At 41.8% G+C, this 378-nt stretch carries 1 protein-coding gene; it reads left to right on the top strand.

Annotated features, from left to right (window positions below; genetic code table 11):
- Positions 1-378 (top strand): SusD/RagB family nutrient-binding outer membrane lipoprotein (locus LG649_RS15955; RefSeq protein ID WP_226544812.1); only part of this gene is annotated, 378 nt, incomplete at both ends.

Raw genomic sequence — 378 nt, 5'->3', positions numbered from 1 at the left:
CTGTTATTAGCGGATCTTGGGGAGATGTTAGAATGGGAGCCGAAATGGAATCGATCTTAACCGGTTATAATGACGATAGAATTGAAACCTACTTTAACCCTTCGGCTGATGCATCATTGGCAGGAGATTATAAAGGAATTAGAATGGGTATTGATATTACTGCAAAGAGTCAATATGGCGATCATGCCTCTATAGGAAGCGTTATTGATGGAGAAACTTTAACTTGGATGACTGCTGCCGAAGTACACTTCTTAAAAGCTGAAGCTGCTTTAAGAGGTTGGACAGGAGCTGGCGATGCTAAAACCAATTACGAAGCTGGAGTTACCGCATCGTTTGCTCAACATGGAATATCTGGAGCAGATACTTACCTAGCAGATA

Source organism: Neotamlana laminarinivorans (assembly GCF_020523925.1).
Taxonomy (GTDB): Bacteria; Bacteroidota; Bacteroidia; order Flavobacteriales; family Flavobacteriaceae; genus Neotamlana; species Neotamlana laminarinivorans.
Note: the sequence above shows the minus strand (reverse complement) of the source record. Positions and strands in the feature narration are given on the sequence as shown.